We start from the raw sequence: 7,926 nt of genomic DNA, 5'->3' as shown, positions 1-7,926 counted from the left end.
CGGCAGCCGAGAACGCCGACGCCGGAGCGGCAACCGCCGAGAAGGCCGGGGCCGGAACAGCCGACGCAGACTGTGCGGCAGCCGAGAAGGCCGACGCCGGAGCGGCGACCGCAGAGAAGGCCGGGGCAGGAACAGCCGACGCAGACTGTGCAGCAGCCGAGAACGCCGACGCCGGAGCGGCGACCGCAGAGAAGGCCGGGGCAGGAACAGCCGACGCAGACTGTGCAGCAGCCGAGAACGCCGACGCCGGAGCGGCGACCGCAGAGAAGGCCGGAGCCGGAACAGCCGACGCAGACTGCGCGGCAGCCGAGAACGCCGACGCCGGAGCGGCGACCGCAGAGAAGGCCGGAGCCGGAACAGCCGACGCAGACTGTGCAGCAGCGGAGGTCGCCGACGCCGAAGACGCCGAAGCGGAGGCGGATGCCGACTGCGCGGAGGCGGAGAAGGCGGGGCCCGGAGATGCCGACGCGGAGGTGGCGGAAGCTGACGTGGCAGAGGCCGAAGTGGCGGAGGCGGAAGTCGCAGACGCCGATGTGGCAGAGGCGGAGGTGGCGGAAGCCGACGTCGCCGAAGCCGAGGCGGCGGTCGCAATCGACTCGACCGCAACGGCGCTGTCCAGACCGCTCTCTTTGCCCGTCAGGGAGTTGAAGGCGTCGGCGGCGGCGCTGTGGACATGGTCGGGAAGGACACCGCCGAACCCGCTCTGTGCCAGCAGGGCTTGCTTGCCCTGAATATCGAGGGCGTTCAATTGATTACGGAATTCGCCGTCGGTGGCGAGGCGCTTAATGAGGGCGAGTGCCTGTTCCTTGGCCATTTACGGGCCCCTCCTGCAATCGGTCAGCCAATAGGATTGCTGCGAATGGAATGCAACGGCTAAACCAATAGCATAGGCAATCCGCAAAAATTCTAGTGAAAATGCACAAGAATCCGCGATTGCCCCGGAAATTTTAAGTCCGGCACTGCCGCTCCCGACAACGGCAAGGAGGTCGCATGGCTTTAGAGCAACATGCCTTCCGCAATATGCCGCCTTGCGCGCCATTCCTCGCGCGTCTGGTGCCAGACATCCGCCTCCGGCGGGTTGACCGGTTCAGGCAGCAAGGTTGTCCCGCGCACCTCCGCCCCCAGCTTGCGTGCCACCGCCTGCGAGGCCGTGTTGCGGGGATGGATGGTGTGAATGACTTCGGTCCAGCCGAGATGGTCGAACACCCAGTCGATGGCTGCGGCAGCACTCTCGACCGCATAGCCCCGGCCCCAGCAATCCCGCATGATGGCCCAGCCGATTTCCGGCCCCGGCCAACCGTCCGGCACCCACGGCCCGACCCGGCCGACCCAGCGGCCGGTCTCCTTCTCGATGACGGAAAACATGGCGAAGCCCTGGATCGACCAGGCGCCCGCCATCGACAGGAAACCGCGCCAGGCAACCGGACGCGACTGCACGCCACCGATGAACTCGGTTCCCTCCGGGTTGGCCATCATCGCCGCCCAGCCATCGAAATCGTCTGCCCGGGTCGGCCGCAGGATCAGGCGAGCGGTTTCCAGCATCGGTTCATCCCTGGGGACCATCATCGCGCCGCCTCGATCATCAGCAATAAGCGCAGCCATGCCGCGAGAACCCTCCTACACACCGCCCGAGGGAAAGATCAGGGCGAAAGCTTCACAACCGAAGCGTATTTATCGAAACCCGTTCGGCAACGGATACAAGAAACATCATTCACAAGCATCGAACCTGCGTCCAGAGCGAACTGTCGGCACCACCACTGCACAACATGACCTTGACCGAACACATTAGGCTGTCTGGGCTAGAGCGACACCGTGAATCGGATCCCATATAATAGGGCGATGCCCAACCGTTCCATGCGGCCCGGGCGGACAAAAAGAACAGACATTAGTACGGAGCATAACGATGTCGCGGTTTCGGATGGCGATTCTGGCCCTGGCGGCGGTGAGCGGCGCAACCCTGGCCCTCACCGGTTTCAGCGGCGGCGCTGCGGCCCAGTCCAAGCTGGATTCCTCGGGCAAGCCCGTGTGGGACGAAAGCCACAACCAGCGTCCGACCGCGGCCAGCGACCGCGCGCTGCCGGCCGGCGTGGTGACCCTGCGCACGGCCACCTCCGCCCCCGGCCTGCTCGGCGTCTATGCCGTCAACGGCCTGCCCTTCGACATCGTGCTGAGCCGGGTCGACGCCACCCAGTGCATCAACATCGTGCCGGAGGATTGCGGACTGCTCGGAACCGACATCCGCGTCGCCACCGGGACGGAGGTTCTGGTGCGCAGCGTGCGACAGGCCGACATGACCCGCACCTATGGCGTCGTTCCGGTCTACAACTGGCGCCCGGCCGTCGCCGCCAAATAAGCCTGTCGCTATCGCTGGACCGCCGCATGCTCTCGCGGCGGTCCCCCACCCTCCACTCCCCCGTCTATTTCCTTGACTTCCCGTCACCTGCGGGCTGAATGCGCGGGAGATCAGACGGGTTGCCGGCGATGATGTCCTTGTCCAAGATTATTCTTCTTGCGCTGGTGATCGGCGCGGTCTGGTTCGGCTGGCGCTGGGTCAACCGCGTGCAGGAGATCGGCCGCGCCCGCAACGCCGCCCGTCGCCAGGACGCCCCTCCTCAGCACGGACGGCGTGACGGCGCAGCCGGCGGCGCGTCCGCGCGCAGTGCCGGCGCGCCCGCCCCGGCCATGGAGGCGGAGGACATGGAGAAATGCCCGGAATGCGGCGCCTATGTCGCCCCGCGCTCCGCGGTGTCCTGCGGCCGCCCGGCCTGTCCCTACGGCCGCTGACGCGGTCGCCGACGGGGGGAATCGCCTCCCGCCCTCCCCCGATACGATGCCGCGGCGGCGCGATCTGCCGCGCTGCGGCTTGATTTGACGGTGGCGCCCGCCTATCGTGCGGCGCGTTTTCAACATTTCTATTGTGGACCGTCCATGGCCTCCCAGATCGGGACTTCCGACGGCGGAAATTCCGCCGACCGCCGCGGCCTGTCGTTCCAGGCCCTGATCCTCAAGCTCCACCAGTTCTGGTCGGAGCAGGGTTGCGTCATCCTGCAGCCCTACGACATGGAGGTCGGCGCCGGCACCTTCCACCCCGCGACCACGCTGCGCGCGCTGGGTCCCGATTCCTGGAAGGCGGCCTACGTCCAGCCGTCGCGCCGGCCCAAGGACGGCCGCTATGGCGAGAACCCGAACCGCCTGCAGCACTATTACCAGTACCAAGTCATCATGAAGCCCTCGCCGGCCAACGCGCAGGAGCTTTACCTGGACAGCCTGCGCGCCATCGGCATCGACCCGGCGCTGCACGACATCCGCTTCGTCGAGGACGACTGGGAAAGCCCGACGCTGGGCGCCTGGGGCCTGGGCTGGGAAGTGTGGTGCGACGGCATGGAAGTGACGCAGTACACCTATTTCCAGCAGGTCGGCGGCATCGAATGCGACCCCGTCGCGGTCGAGCTGACCTATGGCCTGGAGCGCCTCGCCATGTATGTGCAGGGCGTGGAGAATGTCTACGACCTGGACTTCAACGGGCAGGGCGTGAAGTACGGCGACGTGTTCAAGCGCGCCGAGATCGAATACTCGAAGCATAATTTCGAGTTCGCCAACACCGACATGCTGCTCCAGCATTTCAAGGACGCCGAGGCCGAGTGTCAGGCGCTGGTGGCGCAGAATCTTGCGCTGCCCGCCTATGACCAGTGCATCAAGGCGTCGCATCTGTTCAACCTGCTGGACGCCCGCGGCGTGATCAGCGTTGTCGAGCGCGCAGCCTATATCGGCCGCGTGCGCACGCTGGCCAAGGCCTGCTGCGAAGCCTGGACGGGGGCGAAGTAAACCCATGACCGAACTCCTGATCGAATTCTTCTCCGAAGAAATCCCCGCCCGCATGCAGGCGCGGGCCGCCGACGACCTGAAGCGCCTCGTCACCGACAAGCTGGCGGCGAACGGCCTGACCTTCACGGCCGCCGATGCCCATTCCACCCCGCGCCGTCTGGCGCTGGTGGTCGGCGGGCTGCCGGAGCGCACCGCCGACGTGCGCGAAGAGAAGAAGGGTCCGCGCGTCGGCTCGCCGGAGCAGGCGGTCGCCGGCTTCCTGAAGTCGGCCGGCCTCGACAGCCTCGACCAGTGCGAGCAGCGCGACACCGGCAAGGGCGTCTTCTACTTCGCGGTGACGGAGAAGAAGGGCCGCGAGACCGCCGAGGTGCTGGCGGAGATCATCCCCGCCGCCATGGCCGAGCTGCCCTGGCCGAAGTCGATGCGCTGGGGCACCGGCACCGTGCGCTGGGTCCGTCCGCTGCACTCGATCATCGCCCTGTTCGGCGGGCGCGTGCTCGACGGCGGTTATGACATCGGCGGTACCCAGGGCCGCGTCACTTTCGGCAACTCCACCCGCGGCCACCGCTTCCTGGCGCCCGACGCCTTCACGGTGGAGAGCTTCGCCGACTACAAGGAGAAGCTGCGCGCCGCCAAGGTCGTGCTCAGCCGCGAGGAGCGCAAGGCCAAGATCAAGGCCGACGCCGAGGCGCTGGCCAAGGCCCAGGGCCTGACCCTGTCGCCCGACGATGCCCTGCTGGAGGAGGTCGCCGGCCTCGTCGAATGGCCGGTCGTGCTGATGGGGTCCATTGACGAGAGCTTCATGGACGTGCCGTCAGAGGTTCTCATCACCTCCATGCGCACCCACCAGAAGTATTTCGCCGTGCTGGATGCCAACGGCAGGATGGCCCCGCGCTTCATCGTCGTGGCGAACACCGAGACGCTGGATGGTGGCAAGGCCGTGGTCGCCGGCAACGAACGCGTTCTGCGCGCCCGCCTGTCCGACGCCAAGTTCTTCTGGGACCAGGACCGCAAGACCAAGCTGGAGGCCCGCGTCCCGGCGCTTGAGAAGATCACCTTCCACGCCAAGCTGGGCACGGTGGCCGAAAAGGTCACCCGCGTGCAGCTGCTGGCCGCCGAGATCGCCCGCGCCATCGGCGCTGACAGCGACGCCGCCAGCCGGGCCGCGCTGCTGTGCAAGGCCGATCTGGTGACTGAGGTCGTCGGAGAGTTCCCCGAGGTCCAGGGGATCATGGGCCGCTACTATGCGCTTGGCCAGGGTGAGAGCGCCGACGTCGCCAACGCCATCGCCGACCATTACAAGCCGCTGGGTCCGTCGGACAGCTGCCCGACCGCTCCGGTTTCGGTTTCGGTGGCGCTGGCCGACAAGATCGACACTCTGGTCGGCTTCTTCGCCATCGACGAGAAGCCGACGGGGTCGAAGGATCCGTATGCGTTGCGCCGTGCCGCGCTGGGCGTGATCCGTCTGGTGCTGGAGAACGGGCTGCGGGTGAAGCTGGGCGAGATCTTCGCGGCGGCCCACGGCGCCTACAAGGTCAGCGGTTTTGCACCGGCCGGCAATGTCGGTGGCGATCTGATGTCCTTCTTCGCCGACCGCCTGAAGGTGGTGCTGCGCGAACAGGGCGTCCGCCACGATCTGGTCGATGCCGTGTTCGCGCTCGGCGGCGAGGACGATCTGGTGCGGCTGCTGGCGCGGGTGAAGGCGTTGCAGGCCTTCGTCGGTTCCGACGAGGGCGCCAACTTGGCAGCGGCCTACAAGCGCGCGTCCAACATCGTCCGCATCGAGGAGAAGAAGGACGGTGCGACCTTCGACCAGCCGGTCGACGCCGACCGTCTGGCCCAAGACGAGGAAAAGGCGCTGTTCGCGGCGCTGAACGAGGCTTCCGCCACTGCGAAGCCGCAGTTGGACGCGGAGGACTTCACCGGCACCATGGCGGCGCTGGCGAAGCTGCGCGGCCCGGTGGACGCCTTCTTCGACAAGGTCACGGTGAACGCAGAGGACAAGGACCTGCGCGCCAACCGCCTGCGCCTGCTGACGCAGATCCGCACGACGCTGAACGCGGTGGCCGACTTCTCGAAGATCGAGGGGTGATGAAATCGGGGGGCGTTCGCGCCCCCTTTTTTTACAGCCCCGCCAGAGCCCGCCGGATCGCCTCGCGAAAGGCATCGAGCGACGCGATGTCCAGCAGGAACAGCGCATGGCCGCTGGCATCGCCGGCCGCCAGCGCCATGTCGATGCGCACGAACAGCACCGGATCGGTGCCTGACCCGATGACCGCCGCCGGCGCGCCGGCGCCATAGCCCGGAACCGCACCCGACAATTCGCCGCCGATCAGGTTGGACAGGCTGGCGAGGCAGCCGTTCAGGATGATGTTGCCGATCTCGGTCAGCGCGTCCTGCTCCATCTCGCCCGGCGCCTCGGCAGCGGGGTCGACGGGGATGAGGCGGCCGACCAGGGCCAGCGTGCCGCGCTCGGGAAAGATCAGCATCGCTTCGCCGGTGAAGGGGCCGGTGAAGGCACCGCGCACCGCACAGACCGGCTGCTCGCCATCCAGCTCGTCGCCAACCTCGCTGGTGATGCGGGCACGGGTCGAGACTGCGAAGGACGGCACCGACAGATGAACCTCCTCCCCCAGCATGGAGCTGAGGGCGGCGGCCGCTTCGCCCATGCCGATGTTGAACAATTCGGCGATGGCATCGGCCTCGTCGGCGTCGAGACGGAGCGGGTTGTCCGCCGATGGAACCGATCCGGGCTGTCCCATCGTCGTCACTGCCCGGCCGCGGCGAGGAAGTCGCGGATCTTGTCCGAGGTGATCGGCTTGGCGATGAAGCGGACGCCCAGCGCCTCGGCCTTGCGCTTCAGCGTGTCCTGGACGTTTGCGGTCAGCAGCCCGATGGGCAGGCCGACGAAACGCTCCTTCAGCCGTTCGGCGAGAACAAGCCCGTCCATGCCCGGCATGTTGTAATCGACGATGGCGGCGACCGGCGGCACCTCGCCGACGATCTCGAGCGCCTCCTCGCCGCTCGCCGCGGTTACGATGGTCCAGTCCGGCCGCAAGGAGGCGATAACGCTGGAAACCATATTGCGCGCAAGTCGGCTGTCGTCGACGACGAGGATGCTGGTCATGCCGATACTTCCGTCCTAAAGAGTCCGTTCACACCTTACCGGGTTATTACCGCAAAGCGTTCCTGCCCACAACAGACGCCTCGTATCAGGCCCGACAACTTCAACCGACACAGCGCTGCAATATATCAATGTTCAGTCCCGACAAAGCCGTCCCCGACATGGTTGCCCCCATTGTACACACAGCGGTCCGGGCCGTGCTCGACACCAACATCCTGGTGGCCTATGCGCTGCTGGGAAGTGCTGCTGCCCGGCGCCACGACGCGATCCGCCGGTGCGTGGAACGGGTGCGGGCCGACCGCGGCCTCGTCGGCAGCAGCGAAACGCTGGCGGAGCTCCGTGAGGTGCTGATGCGCCCCACTTTCGACCGCTACGCCACCGCGACCGATCGCCGCGCCTTCCTAGAGCGGGTCGGCGAGGAAATGACTCTGGTCGCACCGGCTGCGGTCGGTCGGCTGTGCCGCGATCCGGAGGACGACATGTTCCTGGCCGCCGCCGTCGGCGGCTCGGTTCCCTGGCTGGTGACGGTCGACCGTCAGCTCCTGTCCGTGCGCCAGGCCGGCGCCACACGCGTGCTGCGGCCCGAGCGATTCCTCGAAACGGTGGCCGTCCAGGATGCCCCCCGGGCATAGCCCGACAGAATCCACTCGACAAACCGACCGCAATTTCTAGAATGAAAAGAGAACACATCGCAAACTGCGAGTGAACGGGATTGGCCGCTGCAGCGCTGGCGGCATCGATGGAGCGCAGGGGGCATCTGCAGCGATGAGCGTCCAACGGCTATTGTTCGACGACCTGCCGGAAAGCGAGCCGGTGCGCAAGCCGCGCCGCGCGCGGGCTTCCGCGACGGGTGCCGCCCCCTCGACCATGGCCGCCCAGGTCGCCGTGGACGTGGTGCGGGAAGCCGCACCGCTGCCCCGGGCGGCGGCGATGGCGGCAAGCGTCGCGACCCTGCCGCTCGCCCCCCCGGCCCCACC

9 protein-coding genes and 1 pseudogene are annotated in these 7,926 nt (G+C 67.2%); 7 read left to right on the top strand and 3 right to left on the bottom strand.

Annotated features, from left to right (window positions below):
* A partial coding sequence (locus tag GBZ48_RS35325) for a hypothetical protein (protein ID WP_211106008.1) occupies positions 1-731 on the top strand: 731 nt, incomplete at its 5' end.
* A 265-nt stretch (positions 732-996) separates the two neighbouring features.
* Here GBZ48_RS35325 and GBZ48_RS35320 read toward each other — a convergent pair.
* Positions 997-1,542: a GNAT family N-acetyltransferase gene (locus GBZ48_RS35320; RefSeq protein ID WP_246307685.1), complete on the bottom strand. Its 546-nt coding sequence runs from the start codon at positions 1,540-1,542 to the stop codon at positions 997-999.
* Positions 1,543-1,903: 361 nt separating this feature from the next.
* Here GBZ48_RS35320 and GBZ48_RS35315 point away from each other — a divergent pair, with 361 nt between their 5' ends.
* The 4 genes from GBZ48_RS35315 to glyS all read left to right on the top strand — a co-directional run bounded on the left by GBZ48_RS35315 (position 1,904) and on the right by glyS (position 5,917).
* Positions 1,904-2,353, top strand: coding sequence for a hypothetical protein (locus GBZ48_RS35315; RefSeq protein WP_174475287.1), 450 nt, complete (start codon positions 1,904-1,906; stop codon positions 2,351-2,353).
* Positions 2,354-2,484: 131 nt separating this feature from the next.
* Positions 2,485-2,784: a hypothetical protein gene (locus tag GBZ48_RS35310; RefSeq protein WP_246307686.1), complete on the top strand. Its 300-nt coding sequence runs from the start codon at positions 2,485-2,487 to the stop codon at positions 2,782-2,784.
* Between the two features lie 144 nt (positions 2,785-2,928).
* The gene (locus GBZ48_RS35305) at positions 2,929-3,825 is read left to right on the top strand and encodes a glycine--tRNA ligase subunit alpha (RefSeq protein WP_109051634.1); all 897 of its coding nucleotides are present in this window, start codon (positions 2,929-2,931) and stop codon (positions 3,823-3,825) included.
* A gap of 4 nt (positions 3,826-3,829) precedes the next feature.
* The gene (gene glyS, locus GBZ48_RS35300) at positions 3,830-5,917 is read left to right on the top strand and encodes a glycine--tRNA ligase subunit beta (protein WP_174475285.1); all 2,088 of its coding nucleotides are present in this window, start codon (positions 3,830-3,832) and stop codon (positions 5,915-5,917) included.
* A gap of 31 nt (positions 5,918-5,948) precedes the next feature.
* Here glyS and GBZ48_RS35295 read toward each other — a convergent pair whose 3' ends face one another.
* Both GBZ48_RS35295 and GBZ48_RS35290 read right to left on the bottom strand, forming a co-directional pair.
* Positions 5,949-6,587 (bottom strand): chemotaxis protein CheC, encoded by a 639-nt coding sequence (locus GBZ48_RS35295; protein ID WP_174475284.1) that lies wholly within the window; start codon positions 6,585-6,587, stop codon positions 5,949-5,951.
* A 5-nt stretch (positions 6,588-6,592) separates the two neighbouring features.
* Positions 6,593-6,952, bottom strand: a complete 360-nt coding sequence (locus tag GBZ48_RS35290) for a response regulator (RefSeq protein ID WP_174475283.1) — start codon at positions 6,950-6,952, stop codon at positions 6,593-6,595.
* 158 nt (positions 6,953-7,110) lie between these two features.
* On the opposite strand from GBZ48_RS35290, the gene GBZ48_RS35285 reads away from it, so the two are divergent.
* Both GBZ48_RS35285 and GBZ48_RS35280 read left to right on the top strand, forming a co-directional pair.
* Positions 7,111-7,581, top strand: a complete 471-nt coding sequence (locus GBZ48_RS35285) for a putative toxin-antitoxin system toxin component, PIN family (protein ID WP_246307684.1) — start codon at positions 7,111-7,113, stop codon at positions 7,579-7,581.
* Between the two features lie 133 nt (positions 7,582-7,714).
* A pseudogene (locus tag GBZ48_RS35280) lies at positions 7,715-7,926 on the top strand (hypothetical protein); the annotation flags it as partial.

The organism is Azospirillum melinis (assembly GCF_013340935.1).
In the GTDB taxonomy this organism is placed as follows: Bacteria; Pseudomonadota; Alphaproteobacteria; order Azospirillales; family Azospirillaceae; genus Azospirillum; species Azospirillum melinis.
The sequence above is the reverse complement of the archived record's forward strand: the minus strand, read 5'-3'. Positions and strand labels throughout refer to the sequence as shown.

Coding starts and splice junctions, on each gene's coding strand:
- GBZ48_RS35320 (WP_246307685.1), bottom strand. CDS start 1,542: ATGCTGGAAACCGCTCGCCTGATCCTGCGGCCGACCCGGGCAGACGAT.
- GBZ48_RS35315 (WP_174475287.1), top strand. CDS start 1,904: ATGTCGCGGTTTCGGATGGCGATTCTGGCCCTGGCGGCGGTGAGCGGC.
- GBZ48_RS35310 (WP_246307686.1), top strand. CDS start 2,485: ATGTCCTTGTCCAAGATTATTCTTCTTGCGCTGGTGATCGGCGCGGTC.
- GBZ48_RS35305 (WP_109051634.1), top strand. CDS start 2,929: ATGGCCTCCCAGATCGGGACTTCCGACGGCGGAAATTCCGCCGACCGC.
- glyS (WP_174475285.1), top strand. CDS start 3,830: ATGACCGAACTCCTGATCGAATTCTTCTCCGAAGAAATCCCCGCCCGC.
- GBZ48_RS35295 (WP_174475284.1), bottom strand. CDS start 6,587: ATGGGACAGCCCGGATCGGTTCCATCGGCGGACAACCCGCTCCGTCTC.
- GBZ48_RS35290 (WP_174475283.1), bottom strand. CDS start 6,952: ATGACCAGCATCCTCGTCGTCGACGACAGCCGACTTGCGCGCAATATG.
- GBZ48_RS35285 (WP_246307684.1), top strand. CDS start 7,111: ATGGTTGCCCCCATTGTACACACAGCGGTCCGGGCCGTGCTCGACACC.